Origin of the sequence: Catellatospora sp. NPDC049111 (assembly GCF_040648615.1) — a bacterium.
GTDB classification, from domain to species: Bacteria; Actinomycetota; Actinomycetes; order Mycobacteriales; family Micromonosporaceae; genus Catellatospora; species Catellatospora aurea.
Genome location: NZ_JBEZEB010000020.1, coordinates 59,846 through 80,186 on the forward strand (window position 1 = coordinate 59,846; position 20,341 = coordinate 80,186).

Here is a 20,341-nt window from a genome sequence, read left to right on the forward strand (position 1 = left end):
ATACGGCGTTTGCGGAAGCAGCCGAGCACGATTGAAGAGGTCGCCGGGAATGCGGTCACCAGCGGGATGCCCAAGGCACCGGGGATGCCACCCGACTGAGCGAAAGTTTCGCTATCGCTTGGGTGCGAAAATAGGTGCAGAGGTGCTCTGCGGAGCACTTTCCGCGCGGGGTGCCAAATGGTGGCTGAAGGCCATCCTGCGCACTATGGCGAAGGCGACTTCGAACAGGACGATCCTGGCCACGATCGTCGCGGCGTCGTCGATGGACTGCTGGCGGTCCAGTTCGGCCGCGGTTATCCGGTCGGCCGCCTCGACATACGGCTCGAGTTCTTCGAGCAGGCCGGGCAGGCCCAGGCCCTCGAGCGCGGCGAGCACCCGAACCAGGCTCTCGCGCTCGGGTGAGCCGGTCGACAGCTGCCAGCCCATGCCGGCCAGGAAGCCGTCGACGCGGCGTCCGACTTCGGCGTACGCGGCCGGGCTGCCAGGCGGCACCGGGTATTCGTCCCGGAGCGCCTGGTTCACCACCTGCGCCAGGCCGGCCGGTGAGACGTCGTCGCCGTCGACGGCGGCCAGCACCTCGCGGACCGCGGCCAGGCTCATGTCGCCGACGCCGGTCAGCAGCCGGATGAGGCGCAGCCGGGCGAGATGGGCCTCGTCGTACTCGGCCTGGTTTCGCGCCGTCGGCACGCCGGGTGGTAACAGCTGTTCCCGTAGGTAGAACTTGATGGTTGGCACTGAAACACCGCTCAGCCTGCTGAGATGCGAAATCTTCATCGAACTCCGTCAGGTCGGAAACTGGTTCATGGTTCCACATTGATCGAGACTGGGCAACCTTCGGGCCACCAGGCGCGGAGGCTTGAAAGCACCACCCACCTGGGGTTTTTCACTCAGCGACGGGCACCCGACAGGACGCCGGTGGGCCCGCCCCCGAGCGCTCGCCGCGGCGGCGAGCGAGCACTGCCATACCCAGAATTTCGTTGCGTACGCATCTGACTACGCAGCGTCGCTCTCGGAGAGCGCGTTCCCGACCAGTTCAGCGGGCGTCCCGGTGCCCGCGACCGGGCGGCGCGGCCGTTTCGGCGATCGCAATCAGTGACCGGAATGGATAGTGAATAGTGCCAACCGCACCTCTCCAAATAGTTGCTTACTTAGGCGGGAAGCTACTGCCCAGTCACATCGAACACGCTGGTAGGAGCCGTTTTGCAGCGCTCCCGGGCGGGCGCTGGACGATCTCCGGCGCACACTTTACGAGACGGGTGTTGTCCCGTGGATCACTTCTCCCTAGCATCGACTTCGGTAACCCGACCGAATGACCGAAGTGGAATCGACCACACGGACGGCACCCCCGGCCATGTGGACGCGTTCCCCGGAGACGCACTCCAGAAACCGTTCGGCACTACGACAAATGCCTGACGCGCCATCGCCGGTCGCGCCTTTCACCGGCGTGCCCGAAAGCATTCGTCGACCCGCGCCGAGCGGTTTCTTGATGGCGCTTCGCGCTTCGACCCGAGGAGGCAGTGAGGTCCCATGAACACCGACGCGGAAAGAGCTGTCGAGCGTGTCATCACCGTGATGCGCGACAACCTGGAAGAGCAATTGACGATAGACGACATGGCCCGTGTGGCGATGTTCAGCAAGTTCCACTTCTCCCGGATGTTCCAGCGGGTCACCGGCCTGTCACCCGGGAGGTTCCTGTCGGCCCTGCGTCTACAGCAGGCAAAGCAGCTGCTGGTCACGACGTCGTTCAACGTCTCCGACATCAGCCTGCGGGTCGGCTACACCAGCGTCGGCACGTTCAGCACCCGCTTCACCCGCAGTGTCGGGCTCTCGCCCACGATCTACCGCCGCCAGCACGGCGTCACCCCCGAGATCCAGACCGGTGGGGTGTTCGTGCCCACCGGCAAGCTGGCCACCGTGCGGGGGATCGTCCGCCCGCACGACCCGGACCGGCGGGAGAGCATCTTCCTCGGCCTGTTCCGCGACCGGCTGCCCGAGGGCAAACCGATCGCCTGCGCGGTGATGCAGGAGCCGGGGCCCTATCTGCTGGAGAACGTGCCGCCGGGGATGTGGCATCTGCTGGCCCATTCGGTGCCCTTCGACACGACCAGACCCGACAGCGCCGACCGGCAGGTGTGTGTGGCCTCCGTCGGCCCGGTCACGGTCAGCCGCGACATGACCGTCGAAGGCGCTGACGTACAGCTCAAACCGGCCCGCTCCCTGGACCCGCCGGTCCTGATGGCCCTGCTCGACGTCCGCACCGCCGCGCTCGCGCGCGTCGCCGCCTTCGGCGCCGCCTGAACCTCCCCTTCCCCTCCCGTCGCAGCCCCCGCCCCCCAGCGGGGGTTCCGTTCTGCCACGCGCAGGACGCGGCCCGGACACGCCGACGGGCTCGTGCCCGACGTGGACACGAGCCCGCAGCCCTCGGCCGGTTCAGCCGGCCGGGTCGACGGTCATCGGCAGCCCGCCCCGGATCCGCAGCGACAGCATCGGCTCCGCCACCACCTGGCGGCCCGGGGCCAGCGTGAGACGCAGGTCGCGGGCCAGCATCGCGACCACGAACGTCGCCTCCATCATGCCCAGGTGGTTGCCGACGCAGAAGCGCGGACCTGCGCCGAACGGGATGTAGGCGTATCTCGGCCGGTCCGACGGCAGCGTCGGGTCGAACCGTGACGGGTCGAACCGATCCGGCTCGTCCCAGAACCCCGGGTGCCGGTGCAGCGTGTACGGGCTGATCAGCACATCGGCGCCGGCCGGCACACGGTAGCCGCCGATCACGTCCTCGGCCAGCGACTTGCGCGGCAGCAGCCACACCGGCGGATACAGCCGCATGACCTCCTCCACCACCATCGCCGTGTACCGCAGCCCGGCCAGGTCCTCATACCGCGGCAGCCGGTCCCCGAGCACCGACAACGCCTCCTCGCGCAGCCGCTCCCGCACCTGCGGATGCCGGTCGATGAGGTACAGCGTCCAGCTCAGGGTGCTGGCCGTGGTCTCGTGCCCGGCCAGCAGCAGGGTCACCAGCTCGTCGCGCAGCCGGATGCGCCCCACCGCCGGATCGGCCTCCTGGTCCGTGGAGACGATCAGGCGCGACAGGACATCGTCCCGGTCGGCGACGCGGCTGCGCCGGCGGCGCACCAGCTCGTCGACCACCAGCTCCAGGTCCCGGCGGGCCCGCCGGAAACGCAGCTGATGCGGCAGCGGCAACCAGGTCGGCACCGCGCTGAGCGTCTCCAGCTCGAACATCGCCTGGTCCTGCACCACCCCGAACATGGCGCCGATGTTGTCGAACTCGCCCAGATCGGCGTCGAGCAGCGTACGGCCCAGCACCCCCAGCGTCAGGCCGGTCATCTCCTGCACCACGTCGACCGGACCGCGGCCCTGGTAGGCCCGCAGCCGCTCGACGAGCGCGGCCCCCTCCTGCGCGAGCGCGCCGGCCTGGGCCGCGATCCGCTTGCTCTGGAACGCCGGCTGGATGACCCGGCGCTGCTTGCGCCACAGTTCGCCCTCGCTGGTCAGCAGTCCGTCGCCCAGCGCGCGCCGGGCGTGGACCAGTCCGATGCCCTTGTGGTAGTTGGCCGCGTTGTCGGCCAGCACGTGCTTGGCGTGGTCGGGGTGGTTGAAGAAGTACAGCGTCTTCGGGCCGACCGGCAGCTTGGCGGCGTCGCCGTACTCCTGCGCGGCGATCGTCAGCATCGCCAGCCGGTCCCGGTTCATGATCGCCAGCTGGCGCAGCGCATCCGTACGCGGGGGGCCGGGCGGCGCCGGCAGGCGCCGCCCCACGGACGTGGTCATGTGTTGGCCTCGCTTCGTTCGGATTCGACCTGCCGGAACCTGCCGTTGAGAAACAGCAGCGCCTGGTCGTCGGCGCGGCGGTGCAGCGAGACCGGCTCGGCCAGGAATATCGTGTGGTCACCGCCGTCGTAGGTGCGCCGCACCACGCACTCGAAGTGGGCCAGTGCCCCTTCGAGCAGAGGCGCCCCGGTGAGCTGGCCGGTCTGGCAGGCCACCCGCGCGAACTGCTCCGCCCCCAAAGGCCGGTTGCGGTCGGCGAAGTAGCTGGCCAGATGCCCCTGGTCCGCCGCGAGCACGGAGACGCCGAAGCTGCCCTGGTCGCACAGGACGGCGTGCATGACCGCCTCACGGCCGACGCAGATGAGCACCAGCGGCGGGTCCAGCGAGACGGTGGTGAACGAGTTGGCGGTCATGCCGTGCGGGGTGTCGCCACCGGCGGTCACGACCGTGACGCCGGTGGCGAACGTCCCGAAGGCACGTCGCAGCACTTTGGTGTCCCTCGGTTCCCCGCGGGTCATCAATGGGGTGTCCACGTGCGTCTCCGATCACACTCGTGCGGCCGCGAGCTGGTATGGCTCCAGCGCGCGGACCAGCGCCTGCGGGACCCGGGCCGGCACCGTGCGCGTGTTGGGCCCGCGCATGCAGGCCACGCGCTGACCGCCCCGGGCGATGAGCGTCTCGCCGTGCGGGTCGAGGCGCACGTAGTCGAATCCGAACTGGATCTGCGTCTGCGCCAGTTCGATCAGCCGCATCCGGATCGACAGCGAGTCGAAGGCGGTGATCTCGGCGAAGAACTCGCAGTCGACCTTGAGAGTGAACAGCTTCAGGTCGTCCTGCAGGTCGGCCAGCACCTCAGGGGCGCGGTCCTTGAGGAACATCTCCCGGCAGCGGCCCTGCCAGCGCAGGTAGTTCACGTAGTACACGTTGCCGACGATGTTGGTCTCCTCGAACCCGACCGTGTGCAGGTATTCGAAGTAGTTGTCCATCAGTTGCGCCCTTCAGTCAGGACGGCGAGCACGACCGGGTCCGCCCATCCGCGCAGCGTGCAGACGAAGGTCGCGATCCGCAGCTCGCCGTAGGAGAACAGGGTCCATCCGGCACGTGGCGAGGGCAGCAGGGTCAGCGGACCCTGTGCCGGCTGCCCGGCCTTCTGCAGGCATTCCATGGCCGCCCACACCCGGGTCGAGGCCGTGTCGGCGTCCTCGTCGAGGGCTTGGCCGGCCAGCCGGGCCAGGGTCGTGTGCGCGCCGAGCAGCCCCTGCCAGTCCGCTTCGGCGCGGGCCCGCACCGGCTCGACGTCGCAGCCCAGCGGGCCGGAGCCGGTCACCGCGAGGGTGATCCCGGCGCCGTGGGCGCTGGACACGGCGTCGCTCTCGACGATCTCCGGGCGGCCGTCGGGCCGGTACGCGACGGCGACCGGAGCGGCGTGCGCCCGGCTCAGTGCCAGCGCGGTCGCCGCCCGCCGCCGGGCGAGGTGGTCGTCGCCGACGATCGGCCCGTCCGGCTCGGCCACCACGGCGATCTCGGCGCCGACCAGGTCCTGCAGTGAGCGCTCCAGGAACGGCCCGACCAGCGGTTCGCTCCAGGGGCCGCGCCCGTCGTTCTTGCGCACGGCGCGCAGCCGCAGGCCTTCCCAGCGCTCCAGCACCCGCCCGGACTCGTCGCGCAGGGCGAGGTCGTAGACGTAGGTGTCGCCGTCGCGCAGGCGTTCGACGGCCGTGTACCGCAGCACGGCGGCGGTGAACATGGCGTCACCGGCCGGGATCACCCGGTCGATGCTCTGGGGCAGCAGCGTCGCGTCGGGTACGCACACCTGGTTGCCGTGCATCATCGCGTCGCGTACGCCGGGATCGCCGAGCAGCAGGGTGGCGGGCAGGTAGTCGGCGAACCAGCCCGTGGCGGCATCGGCCGCCAAACCGGCGTCGACCCGCCGGGCCGCCGCGTGGTGGTAATGGCGCAGCCGCTGGAAGCGCCGCCCCTGGAACAGCACCGGCCCGTAGAGGTCGGACTGCGGGTTGAGCACCACCTGGGGCAGCCCGTCGACCTGCTCCGGGGAGCCGTCGCCCGGCTCGGAAGCGGTCAGCCGCAACCTGGCGCGGAAGTGGTCGGCGGCGAAGCCGGTCTCCTCGCTGTGGATCGCGACCTCGACGGTGTCGGTGCCGGTCACCACGGCGGCGATCCGGATCCGGGTGCTGCCGCCGGGCGGCACCACGATCGGGCGCAGGAACTGAGCCTGCTCCACCACCGGCGCGGTGGGCCGGCCGGTGACCGCCGCCGCGGCCTGCGCCATGGCCTCCATGCCGAAGACCGCGGGGAACAGCAGGTTCCCGTCGAGGCGGTGGTCGGCCAGGTACAGGTCGGTGCCTTCGCTCAGCTCCACCTCCGACACCAGCTCCACGCCGTGGTAGCGCACCAGTGGCCGCTCCACGAACCGCAGCAGCGGCAGCTCCGGCAGGTCGTAGCGGACCGTGTCGATGCCTTCGGTCCGCCCGCTGATCACGGTGACGGCCGGGGCGTCGGGGTCGGCCAGCAGCCGCCGCAGGATCGCGATGCCCTGCTCGGGGGTGACCGGGGTGATGCCGTCGCGGGTCAGCGACTCCACCACCGACAGACGCTCGCCCATGCCGACGCCCGACCAGACCGACCACTCCAGGCACAGGCTGCGGCAGTTCGGGAACTGCCGTCCCACCTCGACGGTCAGGTCGGCGAGCCACTCGTTGGCGGTCGCGTAGTGCGCCTCGCCGCGCAGGCCCGCCCGCCCGATGATGCTGCCGAGCGTCACCAGCAGCTTCAGGCGCTGCGGCTCGACCGCGGCGAGGACCGTGCGCAGCCCGGACACCTTGGGCGCGAACGTCGACCGGACGGCGGCCAAGTCGAGGCCGGTCAGCGCGGCGGGTTCGTTGCGTCCCGCCCCGTGCAGCACGGCCGTGACCGGGCCGAGGTCCTCGGCGATCCGGTGCACCGCCTGGGCGACCGCGGCGGTGTCGGTCACGTCGGCGCGGGCGTACGCGACCCGGACGCCCAGCGCCCGCATACGGTCGAGGTTCGCGGCGAGCTCGGTGTCGTGGGCCGGGTCGGAGCGGCCCAGCAGACCCAGCGCCGCGCCGCTGTCGACGGCCATGGCCAGCGCGCACTCGGCGGTGATGCCCTTGCCGCCGCCGGTGACCAGCAGCACGTCGGACTCGTCGAGCGCGGCGGCGGTGCGCTGTGCCTCGATCGGCAGCGCCCGCAGCGTCGGCACCCGCCGCACACCCTGCTCGTCGTAGTACGCCTCGGCGAAGCGGGCCGTGGCGGCCACCTCGGCGACCACCCAGTCGACGGCGTCCGGCGAAGCCGGCACGTGCACGATGGTGGTGCGCAGGTGCGGAGCCTCCAGTTGCAGCGTCTTGGCCAGTCCGGCCGCGCCGCGGTCATGCTGGACCAGGACGAACCGGGTGCCGGCGCCGCCGGCCAGGGCCGCCTTCGCGCCCTGCAGCGCCAGTTCGATGTGCTGCTCGGCGCACTGCTCGGGCAGGCAGACCAGCACACCCGCGCCGAGCCCGGAGCGCTCCAGCTCCCGGCGCAGCGACGCGGCGAACGGGCTGCGCTCCTCCGCGACTACCTGCCACTGCCCGCCTTCCTCGCGGGCGGCGCGCGCCGGGCGCGGCAGCTCGTCCAGGTCCAGCGCCCATGCCCTGGCCCAGGGTGCCGCGCCGGCGACGAGCCGCTGCGGCGCGGCGTCGCCGGGCCTGGCGGTCTGGGCCAGTTCGTCCAGGGCGACGGCCAGTTCCGACACCGTGGCGGTGGCGAAGTTGGTCGGCGCCTGGGCCGCGGGGACACCGAGCCGCCCGGCGACCTCGTTGACGATCTGCCCGACGGTGATCGAGCTCAGGTGCAGGTCGTCGAGCAGCCTGCTGTCCTGGCGGACCAGGTCCAGCGGCAGCTCGGCCCGCGCGGCGGCGAGCCGGCGCAGCAGGTCCAGCCCGGACTCGCCGTCGACGGCCTGTGCCGCGTCGGCCGTCCCGGGCGCGGCCACGGCCGTACGAGGGCCGGCCGAGGTGACGGAGATGTCCGGGGCCGACTCGCAGGGGCTGGCGAAGAACTTGAACTCCGCCCCGACCTGCAGCGGGCGCACCACCCGGCCCTGGAACAGCGCCGCGTCGACACCGGCGGCGCCGAGCACGTAGGCGGCCGCAACCACGCGCAGCACACCGGCCAGCGACTCGTCGTCGGTGTCCAGCGCGACGGCGGGCACGTCGGTGGCGGCGGCGGCCAGCCCGCTGAGCACCCGGCCCGGCCCGACCTCGACGAACAGGTCGACGTCCTTGGCCGCGCGGGTCACCGCCTGGTTGAACAGGACCGGGTCGGTGATCTGCCGGTGCAGCAGGGCCCGCACGTCGGTGTCGGCGGCGAGGATGTCGCCGGTGACGGTGGAGACCACGCGCCGGCCGACGGAGGTGAACCGCCGTGCCGCCAGCTCCTGGCCGAACGCGTCGGCGGCGGGGGCGACCAGCGGCGAGTGGAACGCGTGCGACACGGACAGCCGGGTGGCCGACAGGCCGTGCTCACGGGCCCGGGTGCACACCTCCTCGACGCCTTCGACGGTGCCCGTCACCACGGTCTGGTGCGGGCCGTTGTAGCCGCCGACCACCACGGGCAGCCCGGTGACCAGCTGGTCCACCAGTTCAGGGCCCGCGCCGATGCTGGCCATCGTGCCCGACGAGCTGTGCCGGCTCATCGTCGCGCCGCGCACGGCCGCCACGTCGAGCAGGGTCTGCTCGTCCATCGCCCCGGCCCACTGCAGCGCGGTGATCTCGCCGAGGCTGTGGCCGACGGCGACGCTCGCCTCCAGGCCGAGCGCGGACAGCACCCGCAGCCCGGCCAGCGAACCCGTCACGATGCGCGGCTGGGCCACCTCGGTGGCCACGGCGTCGGCGCCGACGGGCAGCGCCGCCCGCAGGTAGGTCTCGTCCGCCTCGGCGAAGCGCCGGCGCATCGCACCGCCGCTGACGCCGCGCCCGGAACCCTGGCCGGGCAGCAGGAAACCGATCCGGCCGGGCCCGCTGACGTGGCCGAGGAAGCTGCGCCCATCGGCGGCGATCATCGTCGTCTCGCCGGAGTCGAGCTTGGCGATCAGCCCTTCCAGCCGCGCGGTCGCGTCCTCGGGCGAGGTGACGACCACCGCGGCGCGGTAGGGCAGTTCCCGCAACTCCTGGTGCAGCGTCGCGGCCAGGTCGGCGAGCTGCGCGTACGCGATGGCGGGCACGAACCCGGCCAGCTGCGTCAACCTGTCGCGCAGCTCGGCCGTCGAGGCGGCGTCGACCACGAGCAGTTCGGCGTCCTGCAGCGAGGCGGCCAGCGCCCGGGTGCGGGTGTCCAGGGTGGCCCGGCGGCGCGCGCCGGTGCTCTCCAGCACGATGTGGGTGTTGATGCCGCCGAAGCCCATCGCGGTGATCCCGGCGCGGGTGGGCGCGTTGGCGGGGAACGGCTCGGCCTTGCGCAGCACACGCAGCTGGGCGCCGTCGGTGCCAAGCAGTTCGTGCGGGTCCACGCAGCCGATCGCGGGCGGGAGCACGTGCTGGTGCACGGCCATGGCGGCCTTGATGAGCCCGGCCACGCCGGCCGCGGCCTTGGTGTGGCCGATCATGCCCTTGATGGAGCCGATCGCCGCGGGGGCGGTCGCTCCGGCCGCCTCCCGGGCCAGCGACAGCGCCTTGAGTTCGGTGGCGTCGCCGACGGCGGTGCCGGTGCCGTGGCCTTCGAACAGGTTCACGGTGTCGATGCCGAACCCGGCCCGCTCGTAGGCGCGCCGCAGCGCGAGCTGGTAGCCGCTGACCTCGGGCCGGGTGATGCCGCCCTTGCCGTCGGAGGAGATGCCCCAGCCGGCGATGGTGGCGTAGACGCGATGCCCGGCCGCGCGGGCCTCGTCCTCGCGCATCAGGACCACCATGCCGCAGCCCTCGCCGGGCCAGAACCCGTTGGAGCCCTTGTCGTAGACCTTCATCTCGCCGGTGGCCAGCGCGCCGGTCTTGGCGAATCCGATGATCTCGAAGGGGTCGATGGACAGGTCCACGCCGCCGGCCACCACGACGTCCAGTTCGCCGTCGATCAGGCCCTTGCAGGCGGTGGCGACCGACAGCAGCGACGACGAGCATGCGCCGTCGACGGTGTAGCCGCCGCCCTTGAGGTCGAAGTGGTTGCAGATCCGCCCGGCGATGGTGTTGGACAGGCCGCCGGCCAGGGTGTCCTCGTCGATCTCGGGGAACGGGCTCTTGAAGGTGGCCTCGAAGTCGTCCAGGAACGTGCCGAGCTGGTCGTCGTCCCAGTCCTGCTCCTTCAGCGCGGCGGCGACCATCCGGCGTACGAACGGCCAGCGCAGCCGCAGCTGGTTGGCGCGGGAGAACTCGCCGGTCAGGCTGTTGCCGACGATGACGCCGGTGCGTTCGCGGGGCAGGCCCTCGGCCATCGGGAAGCCGGCGTCGGCCAGGGCCATGGCGGCCACGTCCAGGGCCAGCCAGTGGGTCAGGTCGGTGGAGCGGTACGTGCTGCCGGCGACCTTGTAGGCGATCCGGTCGAACTCGTACCCCTCGATGACGGCGGCGTTGCGGGCGTAGAAGCGGTCCGGCACGGACGGGTCGGCGTCGTAGTAGTCCGCCAGCCGCATCCGCACATCGGGCAGCCGGCGGAAGGCACGGCGGCCGGAGACGGCGTTCTCCCACAGCTGCCGGGGGGAGGCCGCGTCCGGATACCGGCAGGCCATGCCTACTATGGCGATTCTGGTCATCTTGAGCCTCTCTCCTGCCTGGCCGCGACGCGGCCGGGGTGGTTCAGAACTGCCGCTGCGTGGCGAGGGTGTCGGCGATGCGCCGACGCCAGACCTCCCACGACGGCGTGCTGCCGTCGTCGGCCAGGTCCGTCAGTGCGTCGTCGGTGACCTGCTTGGCCTGCACGGGGTTCAGCCCGCAGAACAGCTGGGTCGCCGTCTCGGTGTGCGGCACGTCCAGGCCCGCCCGCACCCGCGCGCCCGCGGCGAACGCCGAGCCCTGCGCGATCTGCGGCCGGTACGCGCGCCCCAGGTCCCAGAAGCAGGCGAGCTCGTCGCGGTCCGCGCCGCCGGCGTACGTGGCCGCGAGCGCGGCGCCGGCGTACAGGTCCGCGCGGCGCTGCTCCGGGAACCGGTTGATCATCCGGGCGACGAGTTCGGCGTCGGTGCCGCCCACGAACCACATGCCGCGGCCGATGCCCTGGTCGATGGCGTGCTGGGCGTACCAGCGGAACGGATCCGCCGGCCACGGGAAGCCGGTCTCCTGATGCTGCTGGTAGACGTAGCGGTCGGTGTGGAAGTACGCCTGGTGGAAGCCGTAGCCGTCGAGCACGAGCCAGCGCAGCAGCGGGTCGGGCGCGTACAGCGTCGACCAGCGCCACCGGGGCAGCCGAGCCATGGCCCAGCCGACCCCGACGTACACCATGTACACGTGGTCGGCCGCCCGCCCGGCCAGGAAGTCGCGGACCAGTCCGCGCCCGCCGACGGGAAGCCCCTCGCGTACCGCGAAGCCCATTGCGGCGCCCTCGTAGGCGAATCCGCGAAAGCGAGTCGGGAGGGCTTCGAGTCCGTGTTCGGCGTCGGTCGCACGCCGCGCCTCGGCGGCAAGGCCATAGCCTTCGAGGAAGCTGCGACCGATCGTTTCCAGCAGGTCGCGTGTTTCGGCGTTCTTTACGTGAAAGCCTCTGACATCGACCTTCGTCTCGGCGATGTTGGGTGTGAGAATGCGCCTGCGTAGGCGTCGATAGGGTCCCATGAACAGCTCCCGGCCGTCGTCGTGTCGTGATTCGATGACGTTCCAGGAAATCGTTGCAGTGAAATTCGGCTATTTCTTCTTCTGCGTTGCCGAAAGCTCCAGTGCGCAATTTCGCGCCGGACCCGCGCGGGCCCGGCGCGACCCGGCTCAGCCCGGCAGCGGTGCGGCCCGGCGGGACAGCGCCGCGCGCAGGCGGGCGCGCCACGTCTCGTACCGGGGCAGGCCTTGCTCATCGGGGCCGTCGGAGGTCACCTCGTCGGCCAGCGCCGACGCCGCCGCCACCGGCAGCCCGGCCAGGATTCCCGCCGCCTGCTCGGTGTGCACCGGAACGAAGCCCGAGAAGTCGCGGGCCTTCGCCGCGAACACCGCACCCTGGCCCAGGTCGGCGACGTGCGAACCGGCGAACCGGCGCAGCGCCACCAGCTCCTCGCAGTCGCACCCGCCGGCGAAGGTGGCCGCCAGGCCCACCCCGCTCCACAGGTCACCGTGCCGGTCCGGCTCGAACCGCTCGACGGCGTCGGCGACCTGCCCTGGGCGTCCGCCGTTGATGAACCACAGCGCCCGCCCGATGCCCTGGTCGAAGGCCCTCGGGAAGTAGCCCGCGTGGCCCTGCCACGGATAGGGCCGCGGCCGCTGCCTGCGCGCCACCCAGCGGTCGGTGTCGAAGTAGGCCCGGTCGAACCCCAGCCCGTCCACGGCCAGCCAGCTCATCGTCGGGTAGTACGGCGTGCCGGTCAGGTCGGGCAGCACCTTCGCCCACAGCGGCCGCGGCAGCCGGGCCATGGCGAACCCGATGCCGATGTAGGTGAGGAAGACGTGCGGCTGCGCCGGGCCGCGCAGCAGGTCGCGCGCCCGGGTGCCGCGCCCGCCCGCCATCGCGTCGCGGATGGTGTACGCCATGGTGGCGCCCTCGTAGGCGAAGCCCCGCATCTCGGGCTCCACCAGGTCCAGCCGGCGTTCGACCTCCCACAGCGTGCGGGCGTCGATCGCCCATTCGAACCCGCACACCACCGCCTGCGGGATGGCCTCCAGCCGGCGGGTCGCCGCGGTCTCCTCGACCGGGAAGCCTCTGGCGGCAAACCCGACGGAGGCCAGCGACGGGGTCATCGCGAGGCTGCGCAGCGCACCGAGTGTCGTAGGCATCGTCCCTCCGTACCGTGCTCGAACCCGCCGACGGTCGGCGGGCGCACCTCATCGTGGGCGACAGGGCGGTGCTACGGCCCCTTCGAAGATGCGCAATCGGTCGCGAGCACAGTCCGGCCGCAGCCGGTCGGCGCGGCTCAGTCGCGCAGCTTGGGCCGGCTGAACAGCAGTGCCAGCAGCGCCAGGATGAGCACGGCGGCCAGGGCGGTCAGCGCGAGGTTCAGCGGATCCGGGGGCGGCACGTGGGCGTGCTCGGCCTCGGCGAGGGGTGCCGCGACCTCGGCGGTGTTCGGGGCGGCCGACGGCGCGGCCGGGTCGACGGCGAAGCGGCTGGTGCCGGAGATCGACCGGCCGTCGTCGAGCAGCAGGTGGTAGACGACGAGGTAGGCGCCCGGCGCGCCCGCGCGCAGCGCGGTGGTGACGGTGCTGCCCGACAGGGCGGGCGGCCCGGCCGACACGGTGACGCCGTTGGCGTCCGCGACGGTCACGTGGACCTCGCGGGCGGCGACGTCGCCGGTGAATCGCAGCGCCACCGACTCGGGTGTCGCGGCCAGCACCACGTCGGCCGCCGGGTCCACCGCCGCCAGCCGCACCGGGGCGGGCTCGGCGGTGAGCAGCGCGGGCGCGCCGACCGCCGCCAGTGCGACGAAGAATGCGAGCAGGGCCAGCCGGGAAGCCGTGACGCGCCTCCCGGTGGCCCGCTGCCCGTCGGTGTCGGTCACGCCGGCACCGGCACCGCGGCCCTGTTGGCGCAGCCGCACACCGCCTGCGTCAGCTCGGCCCTGTTGGGTCGCAGGTGGAAGTAGACGGCCACCACCATCGGCAGGAACACCACGGTGTTGTAGAACAGGTGCAGCTCGACGCGGGGGAAGATCAGCTGCGCAACGCTGGTCGGGACAGCCTTGCCGAAGAACGGTGTGGCGGTCTGGGCCTGGATGAACAGCAGCAGGTGCTCGATGTGGTGCCAGAACTGGATCGCGAAGGCCACCATCCACCAGGTGCGGGCCCGGCCCACGAAACCCTTGCGCAGCACGAACAGGCCGACCACCATGACCAGCGCGTAACCGTAGTGCAGCCACTCCGATGTGACCAGCCACGGGAAGAACTGGCCCAGCACCCCGCGTGACTGCGGCGGCGTCCGGCCCAGCACGTAGATCTGGTAGGCCTGGGTCAGGTGCTCGGCCCAGTGCGCCAGCACGACGAACATGAACACGTTCAGGGCCGTGCGGTGTCCTGCACCGTTGAGCCAGCCGACGCTCGTGGGCGGGCTCGTGGTGCGGTCGATCGTCACGTTGCCTCCTCAGGGTTGCGGACCGGGTCCGGCCGGACGCGCCGGCCCCCAACAGGTTGCCGGTCGCGAGCGGCAGGCCGAATCTTCGAAATTGCGCTGTCTGCCTCTGGTCACGACCGCACCGGATCAGGTATTGGCAGATGTCGACTGCCGACTCGGCGCGCTGCCGTGTAGGACGCCCACGACGCCGCCCGCACCAGTGCCGCATCCCCCGGATGATGACGCCGGAACTCACCCACGACATCGGCGTCCACCTGGTACGACGCGAACGCCGTGAGCAGTGCCAGCCGTGCCGCGGCCTGCTCCGGCTCGGGCAGCGGCTGCACCAGCCGCTCGCACCAGGCGCGGCTCAGGCCCGTCTCCTCACCGTGCCAGCTCTCCAGGCGGCCCAGTACGACCTCGCGCACCGCGGGTGTCAGCGCCTGCCGCCCCGCCGCTTCGAACGCGGCGAACGAGCGGGCTGTGGCCGCCGCCACCGACGGACTGGCTTGCGCCCAGGCCGCGTCGGCCGGCAGTTCGGCCGGTGGCAGCAGCTCCACCGCGCGGCCGGGTGCGCGGGGATCGCGCAGCGTGGGGCGCAGCACGCGGCTGGCGCCCTGCTTGAACCGGCGGCGGCCGGCTGGGCCCAGCCGGGGTGGCAGCAGGAAGCTGGACAGGAAGACGTTCACCATCCGGGTCAGGTAGTGCATGCCGACCACCACGCCGACCAGCTCCGCGCGCGACTGCTCGTCGAACGGCCCCGGACCGGCGTGGCCCGGCTGGCGGGCCCACGCGGCCAGCGTCCGCAGCCGCGGGTCGGCCAGATCGTCTATGCGGTCGCCGGCCAGCGCCTCCGCGTCGCGTTCGGTGGCCAGGTCGTACATGCCGACGCTGTGCATCTCGACGCAGTAGGGGCAGATGTTGGCCACGGCCACCGCGGTGGCGACGGCCTCCTTGGCCGACCGGTCCACGTGCACCGTGGGCAGCATGGGTTCGCGCATCAGCATCCAGTAGGCCGCCGCGAGGTCCGGCACCGGCGAATGCAGCTGCACGGGCGGCACGACCAGGCCCATCTCGTCCAGGACCTGCGCGTACACCTGCCCCAGGACACCGTCCACGGCCGCCAGCGGGGTCGGGGTGACGTACTTGACCTGGCGCTGGATGACTGACGACGCGATCCGCCCGACGACCATGGCTACCTCCGTGACCCGGCGCCGCGTCGGCGGTGTCCGGGCGGCGTTTCCCCAGTATTCGCGCGCCGGATAAGGCGACAACGCCTCGCGGACAACCGAGCACGATCGGAGAAACCCGCCCCGGCAATGGCTCACCGGCCATGCCGGAAAGGACCCGCACTATCGAAGAAGGCGCACCGTGACGACGCCTCATTCAGCCGGGAACTGCCAGCTCATCGCGTTTGGATCGCGCTCGGGACGCGGCACGGGAGATGCCCGGACAGCAGGCAAAGGCCCAGGGCACTGTGGAAGGTGAACCGGCCGTGAATGCCACTGCACGATGACTCGGGTTCCCCCACCACGCAGGGAGGCGACATCGTGCAACCCGACTTTCCCGCGGCGACCGACCCCACGTCCATGACGCTGGAGGCCTTCGCCGACACCATCATCCCGGGCGAGAAACGCCATCCGCACGACCACGCCGTCGCGGGTGTGAGCACCGGCGGCGGCGCCGTCGCTTCCGGTGCGCTCGAACTGCTGCGGCACCCGGCCGGCGGGCTCGCCGACTCGCTGGACGGCTTGGCCATGATGCTCAACGGCCACACCCAGCAGTACGCCGGCGAGCACGGCCTGGCCCTTTCCGAGGACCTGCCGCCGTTCGTGGCGCTGCCGTTCGCGGACCGGACCGCGCTGGTCGCGCAGCTCACCGCCGTCGACCATCCGGAGAAGGCGCTCTGGGTCGGCATGGCGCTGTTCAGCAACATGGCGTTCGACTCCGCCGCGCACCTGAGCACCCCCGACGCGCTGCGCGACGGGCACCCCGGCCTGCTGGCCATCGGCTACTCCGCGCCCGACGCCGACGGCGCCTGGCGGTTCCCCCGCTTCTCCTACGGCCGCGCGCTGGCCGACATCCACCCGAACACGACACCCACCGGGAGCCCGGCATGAGCGCCGTCGAGAGCACCGACGTCCTGGTCATCGGCAGCGGATTCGGCGGAGCGATCGCCGCCTACCACCTGGCCGCCGGCGGCGCGCGGGTGGTGGTGCTGGAGCGCGGGCCGTGGCTGAACGCCGACGAGTTCGACCACGACTTCAAACTGGGCTCCTCCTACACCCGGATCTTCGACTTCACCATCGGTGACGGGATGAGCGTGCTCAGCGGCAACTGCGTCGGCGGCGGCAGCGTGGTCTACTTCGCCACGATGCCGCGCGCGCCGCGGTTCGTGTTCGAGCGCCAGGGCAGCATCGGCCGGCGCATGTGGCCGGAGGCGATCAACCGCGACACCCTGGACCCCTGGTACGACCGGGTCAGCGAGGCCCTGCCGGTGACGCAGCAGAGCTGGGACGCGATCCCCTACGGCGGCGGCCTGTGGGCGGCGGCCTGCCACCATGCCGGGCGCACCGCCAACCCGGCCCCGTCGGCGGTGGACGTCGCGGAGTGCGTCAACTGCAACTGGATGGCCGCGGGCTGCAAGTTCGACGCCAAGAAGTCGCTGCTGCTGAACTACCTGCCCGGCGCGCTGGAGCACGGCGCGGAGATCCGTCCGCTGCACGAGGTCCAGCACCTGTCGCGCAACGATGACGGCAGCTACCGCGTCCACTACCGGATCGTGGACGGCGAGGACTACCGGATCCTGCACGACGAGGGCGCGATCGACGCCCAGATCGTCGTGCTGGCCGCCGGCACCGCCGCGACGCCGGTGATCCTGCAGCGTTCCGAGTCGACTCTGGGCACCATGCCGCACGCCGTGGGCCGGTACTTCTCCGGCAACGGCGAGCGGCTCAACACGGCCGTGTTCGACGAGGAGAAGGTGCGCGACGTGCTCGGGCTGGACCGCGGGGACGGGGTCGCGTACGAGGCGTACCAGATCGGCCGCGGCCCCACCGTGGCCAGCTGGGACCGGCTCGACGGCAGCCTGCCGGAGTACGAGCGCTACTCGCTGGAGCAGCTGTACTTCCCGCCGGGCCTGGGCACGATCCTGGCGCAGGCCGCCGACGCGGCCGGGCCGACGTGGTTCGGCCCGGAGAAGAAGGAGATGCTGCGCCGCTGGCGGTCCTGGCTGACCATCTTCACGATGTCCGAGGACGACAACGAGGGCGTGTTCGGATCGCCGCCGGAGACCGGCGCGGCGACCCGGTTCTCCCAGCAGATGCTGGGCCACAACTCGCTGACGTACCGGCCCACGGCCAACACGCGGCGAGGGTGGGAGCTGTCGGACGCCGACGTCAAGGACATCCTGGAGCGTGACGGCCTGGCCACGGTCACGCCGTGGACCAACGACGTGGTCGGCGCGTACACGGTGCACCCGCTGGCCTCGTGCCGCATCGGTGACGACCCGGCGACCTCTGCCCTCGACGACCGGCATGAGCTGCGCGGGCATCCGGGCATCTTCGTCACCGACGGCTCGGCCGTGCCGGGCGCGCTGACGGTGAACCCGGCGCTGACCATCTCGGCGCTGGCCGAGCGGGCGATGCCGGGCATCGTGCAGGCGGCGCAGCGGCGCGGCGTGGCCGTGACCTATGTGGGCGACCTGCCCAAGCCGGTGGCGTCGAGCCGGGTTCCGGCGCGCCACCGCTGACCGTCCGTGGCCGCGCCGGCTCGCCGGCGCGGCCACGGCTCGTACCTGAAGCGTCGCTTAGGAGACGATCATGGGCGCATTGCTGGTCTGGGCCACACGCGGCGCGGCGCAGCGCCACGTCCGACATGTCACGCCGGTGCCCCCGGCAGCCGCGACAGGGCTGGTCGGCGAGGTGTACGGCCAGGTCGAGGCGGAGTTCGGGATGCTGGCCCCGCCGGTCGCCCTGCACTCCCCCGACCCGCACCGCCTCGCCGCCGCCTGGACCGTGCTGCGGGAGACGCTGCTGGCCGACGGCCTGACCACGCGCCTGGACCGGGAAGCCGTGGCTTCCGCGGTCTCGGCCGCCAACAGCTGCCCGTACTGCGTGGACGTGCACGCCGGTACGCTGGCCGGGCTGGGCGGCCGCCACGCGCTGGACGCGGCCGGGCCGGGCGGCACGCGGCTGCGTGAGTTCACCGCGTGGGCCGGGCAGCCGGGCGCGCCCGCGCCGTTCCCGCCGGAGCAGGCACCCGAGCTGATCGGCACGGCGGTCACGTTCCACTACCTGAACCGCATGGTCAACGTCTTCCTCCCCGATTCGCCGCTGCCCCCGGCGGTGCGCGGCACGGCGCGGCAGGCCATGGGCCGGGTGGCGGCTCGGCTGCTCGGTGCGCTCGCCCGGGGCCGGGTGGCGCCCGGCGGATCCGCGGGGCTGCTGCCCGCCGCCGAGCTACCCGCCGATCTCGCCTGGGCGCGTGGGCGCCCATCCGTGGCGGCGGCGTTCGGCGCGGCGGCCGCCGCCTTCGACGAGGCCGGGCGGAGCCTGCCCGATGAGGTGCGAGAGCTGGTGTCGGCGCAGGCGGCCCGGCTGCCCGACGGCGGGCCCGGCCTGCACGCGCAGGACTGGCTGGACGGGGCGGTGTCCGCGCTGACACCCGAGCATCGCGGCATGGCCCGGCTGGCGCTGCTGACGGTCTTCGCCTCCTACCGGGTGACGCCCGCGGTCGTCGCGGAGGCCGGGCTGGCCGATGACGGCGCTCTGGTCGGGCTGACCGCCTGGTCCAGCATGGCCGCGGCGCGCGTGCTCGGGGCGAGGATGCACGCCGCAGGCCGCCTCGGCGGCGCGGTCGGCGGCCCGCGGTGACCGGTGGCGGCCCGGCGGCCCGGCCGTGGGCCGCGCTGGCCGTGCTGTGCCTGGGCAACTACCTGATCCTGCTGGACACCAGCATCGTGAACACGGCCGCGCCGGCGCTGATGGAGTCGCTGGGCATCGGCGTCGACGGGCTGCTGTGGGTGCTGAACGGCTACCTGCTGGCCCTGGCGTCACTGCTGATCGTGTTCAGCCGGCTGGGTGACCTGTGGGGCGCGCGCAGAGTGTTCGTGGCGGGGCTGGCCGTCTTCGCGCTGGCCTCGCTGCTGTGCGCGCTGGCGCAGGACACCGCGCAGCTCGTCGCGGCGCGGGTGCTGCAGGGGGTAGGGGCCGCCGCCATGCTGCCGCAGGCCCTGGTGCTGATCGCGGCTGTCTTCCCCGAGCAGCGGCGTGGTGCCGCGTTCGGCGTCTTCACGGCGGTCGGCGGGGTGGCCGCGGTGACCGGCCCGACTGTCGGCGGTGTGCTGGTCACGCACGTCGGCTGGCAGTCGGTGTTCGTGCTGAACGTGCCGCTGGCGGTGTGGGGCTTGGCCGCGGCCCGCCGGTTCGTGCCCGACGTGCGGACACCGCGCCCGCCCGGGTTCGACGTGGTCGGGGTGGGGCTGGTGACCTTCGGCCTGGTGTTGCTCGTGTACGGGCTCATCGAGGGTGAACGGCACGACTGGGGGGCGCTGGCCGGGCCGGTCACGGTCCCGGCGGTCCTGGCGACCGGGGTGCTGGTGCTGTTCCTGTGGTGGGAGCACCGCCATCCGGCACCGCTGGTGCCCACGGCGCTGCTGCGCGAGCGGTCGTTCGCGGTCGCCGCCGTGATCACGTTGGTGACGTCGTTCGCGCTGCACGGTTTCCTGCTGGTCTTCGTGATCACGACGCAGCGCGCGCTGGGCATGAGCCCGCAGTTGTCCGGGATGACGGCGCTGCCGTGGACGTTGACGTTGAGTGCCGTGGCACCGCTGGCGGGGCGGTTGTCGGACCGGGTCGACGTGCGCAGGTTGCTGGCGGCCGGTCTGCTCTGTCACGCCGCCGCGGTCGCGGCGGTGGCGCTGCTGGCCGAGCCGGACTGGACGAGCCGGTCGTACCTGTGGGTGCTGATGGCGCTGGGGGCCGGGATGGGGCTGACCATCGCGCCCACCACCAGCGCGGGGATGCGAGCGGTGGCTGCGCCGCTGGCCGGGGCCGCCTCCGGCGTCCTCAACACGGCCCGTCAGATCGGCGCGGCGCTGGGCGCGGCGGTCACCGGGGCGGTGCTGCAGCACCAGCTCGACGCGGCCGCGCCGGCCGGATCGCCGGGCGGCAGGCTGTCAGGGTCCGTGCCGGACGCGCTGCTGGCCGCGGCCCGGCCGGCGCTGGGCGTGTCGGCGCTGCTGCTGGTGCTGGCCGCCGTGGCGACCGCGCTGATGACACCGGTGCGGACAACGGCACGCAGCGAGAAGACAGCCGGGAACCGCTGAGCGGAGAATTTATACCTATATATGCGATGA

At 72.4% G+C, this 20,341-nt stretch carries 15 protein-coding genes; 5 read left to right on the forward strand and 10 right to left on the reverse strand.

Annotation, left to right across the window (positions count from 1 at the left end):
* Window positions 1-111: 111 nt before the first annotated feature.
* Complete coding sequence (locus tag AB0B66_RS25100) at window positions 112-774, reverse strand: MerR family transcriptional regulator (protein ID WP_360534395.1); 663 nt, start codon at window positions 772-774, stop codon at window positions 112-114.
* A 753-nt stretch (window positions 775-1,527) separates the two neighbouring features.
* Between AB0B66_RS25100 and AB0B66_RS25105 the strand changes: the two genes are divergently transcribed.
* Window positions 1,528-2,298 carry an AraC family transcriptional regulator gene (locus tag AB0B66_RS25105; RefSeq protein WP_360534397.1) on the forward strand — a complete coding sequence of 257 codons (771 nt, stop codon included), beginning with the start codon at window positions 1,528-1,530 and terminating at the stop codon, window positions 2,296-2,298.
* A gap of 132 nt (window positions 2,299-2,430) precedes the next feature.
* Here AB0B66_RS25105 and AB0B66_RS25110 read toward each other — a convergent pair whose 3' ends face one another.
* The 9 genes from AB0B66_RS25110 to AB0B66_RS25150 all read right to left on the reverse strand — a co-directional run bounded on the left by AB0B66_RS25110 (window position 2,431) and on the right by AB0B66_RS25150 (window position 15,176).
* Complete coding sequence (locus AB0B66_RS25110; protein ID WP_360534399.1) at window positions 2,431-3,792, reverse strand: cytochrome P450; 1,362 nt, start codon at window positions 3,790-3,792, stop codon at window positions 2,431-2,433.
* On the reverse strand, window positions 3,789-4,310 hold the full coding sequence (locus tag AB0B66_RS25115; protein ID WP_360534514.1) for a flavin reductase family protein: 522 nt from the start codon (window positions 4,308-4,310) through the stop codon (window positions 3,789-3,791). Before AB0B66_RS25115 ends, AB0B66_RS25110 begins: the two co-directional genes overlap by 4 nt.
* A gap of 27 nt (window positions 4,311-4,337) precedes the next feature.
* Entirely contained in the window at window positions 4,338-4,778 is a 441-nt protein-coding gene (locus AB0B66_RS25120) for an acyl-CoA thioesterase (RefSeq protein ID WP_360534401.1), read from the reverse strand.
* On the reverse strand, window positions 4,778-10,555 hold the full coding sequence (locus AB0B66_RS25125; RefSeq protein WP_360534403.1) for a type I polyketide synthase: 5,778 nt from the start codon (window positions 10,553-10,555) through the stop codon (window positions 4,778-4,780). Before AB0B66_RS25125 ends, AB0B66_RS25120 begins: the two co-directional genes overlap by 1 nt.
* A 43-nt stretch (window positions 10,556-10,598) precedes the next feature.
* Entirely contained in the window at window positions 10,599-11,570 is a 972-nt protein-coding gene (locus tag AB0B66_RS25130; RefSeq protein ID WP_360534405.1) for a DUF1702 family protein, read from the reverse strand.
* 147 nt (window positions 11,571-11,717) lie between these two features.
* Window positions 11,718-12,713, reverse strand: a complete 996-nt coding sequence (locus AB0B66_RS25135) for a DUF1702 family protein (RefSeq protein ID WP_360534407.1) — start codon at window positions 12,711-12,713, stop codon at window positions 11,718-11,720.
* Window positions 12,714-12,850: 137 nt separating this feature from the next.
* Window positions 12,851-13,435 carry a copper resistance CopC family protein gene (locus tag AB0B66_RS25140; RefSeq protein ID WP_360534409.1) on the reverse strand — a complete coding sequence of 195 codons (585 nt, stop codon included), beginning with the start codon at window positions 13,433-13,435 and terminating at the stop codon, window positions 12,851-12,853.
* Window positions 13,432-14,004: a hypothetical protein gene (locus AB0B66_RS25145; RefSeq protein WP_360534411.1), complete on the reverse strand. Its 573-nt coding sequence runs from the start codon at window positions 14,002-14,004 to the stop codon at window positions 13,432-13,434. The genes AB0B66_RS25140 and AB0B66_RS25145 overlap by 4 nt, the downstream gene beginning before the upstream one ends.
* Before the next feature lie 110 nt (window positions 14,005-14,114).
* Window positions 14,115-15,176 carry a carboxymuconolactone decarboxylase family protein gene (locus AB0B66_RS25150; protein WP_360534413.1) on the reverse strand — a complete coding sequence of 354 codons (1,062 nt, stop codon included), beginning with the start codon at window positions 15,174-15,176 and terminating at the stop codon, window positions 14,115-14,117.
* A 396-nt stretch (window positions 15,177-15,572) separates the two neighbouring features.
* On the opposite strand from AB0B66_RS25150, the gene AB0B66_RS25155 reads away from it, so the two are divergent.
* The 4 genes from AB0B66_RS25155 (at window position 15,573) to AB0B66_RS25170 (ending at window position 20,311) form a co-directional block, all read left to right on the forward strand.
* Window positions 15,573-16,103 (forward strand): DUF5987 family protein, encoded by a 531-nt coding sequence (locus AB0B66_RS25155; RefSeq protein WP_360534516.1) that lies wholly within the window; start codon window positions 15,573-15,575, stop codon window positions 16,101-16,103.
* On the forward strand, window positions 16,100-17,734 hold the full coding sequence (locus AB0B66_RS25160; RefSeq protein ID WP_360534415.1) for a GMC family oxidoreductase: 1,635 nt from the start codon (window positions 16,100-16,102) through the stop codon (window positions 17,732-17,734). Before AB0B66_RS25155 ends, AB0B66_RS25160 begins: the two co-directional genes overlap by 4 nt.
* A 70-nt stretch (window positions 17,735-17,804) precedes the next feature.
* Complete coding sequence (locus tag AB0B66_RS25165; RefSeq protein ID WP_360534417.1) at window positions 17,805-18,857, forward strand: carboxymuconolactone decarboxylase family protein; 1,053 nt, start codon at window positions 17,805-17,807, stop codon at window positions 18,855-18,857.
* Window positions 18,854-20,311 (forward strand): MFS transporter, encoded by a 1,458-nt coding sequence (locus tag AB0B66_RS25170; protein WP_360534419.1) that lies wholly within the window; start codon window positions 18,854-18,856, stop codon window positions 20,309-20,311. Before AB0B66_RS25165 ends, AB0B66_RS25170 begins: the two co-directional genes overlap by 4 nt.
* Window positions 20,312-20,341: the final 30 nt, after the last annotated feature.

What these genes read in the sequence shown, in the direction of transcription:
- AB0B66_RS25100 (WP_360534395.1), bottom strand. Translation starts at nt 774, where the DNA reads ATGAAGATTTCGCATCTCAGCAGGCTGAGCGGTGTTTCAGTGCCAACC.
- AB0B66_RS25105 (WP_360534397.1), top strand. Translation starts at nt 1,528, where the DNA reads ATGAACACCGACGCGGAAAGAGCTGTCGAGCGTGTCATCACCGTGATG.
- AB0B66_RS25110 (WP_360534399.1), bottom strand. Translation starts at nt 3,792, where the DNA reads ATGACCACGTCCGTGGGGCGGCGCCTGCCGGCGCCGCCCGGCCCCCCG.
- AB0B66_RS25115 (WP_360534514.1), bottom strand. Translation starts at nt 4,310, where the DNA reads ATGACCCGCGGGGAACCGAGGGACACCAAAGTGCTGCGACGTGCCTTC.
- AB0B66_RS25120 (WP_360534401.1), bottom strand. Translation starts at nt 4,778, where the DNA reads ATGGACAACTACTTCGAATACCTGCACACGGTCGGGTTCGAGGAGACC.
- AB0B66_RS25125 (WP_360534403.1), bottom strand. Translation starts at nt 10,555, where the DNA reads ATGACCAGAATCGCCATAGTAGGCATGGCCTGCCGGTATCCGGACGCG.
- AB0B66_RS25130 (WP_360534405.1), bottom strand. Translation starts at nt 11,570, where the DNA reads ATGGGACCCTATCGACGCCTACGCAGGCGCATTCTCACACCCAACATC.
- AB0B66_RS25135 (WP_360534407.1), bottom strand. Translation starts at nt 12,713, where the DNA reads ATGCCTACGACACTCGGTGCGCTGCGCAGCCTCGCGATGACCCCGTCG.
- AB0B66_RS25150 (WP_360534413.1), bottom strand. Translation starts at nt 15,176, where the DNA reads ATGGTCGTCGGGCGGATCGCGTCGTCAGTCATCCAGCGCCAGGTCAAG.
- AB0B66_RS25155 (WP_360534516.1), top strand. Translation starts at nt 15,573, where the DNA reads ATGACGCTGGAGGCCTTCGCCGACACCATCATCCCGGGCGAGAAACGC.
- AB0B66_RS25160 (WP_360534415.1), top strand. Translation starts at nt 16,100, where the DNA reads ATGAGCGCCGTCGAGAGCACCGACGTCCTGGTCATCGGCAGCGGATTC.
- AB0B66_RS25165 (WP_360534417.1), top strand. Translation starts at nt 17,805, where the DNA reads ATGGGCGCATTGCTGGTCTGGGCCACACGCGGCGCGGCGCAGCGCCAC.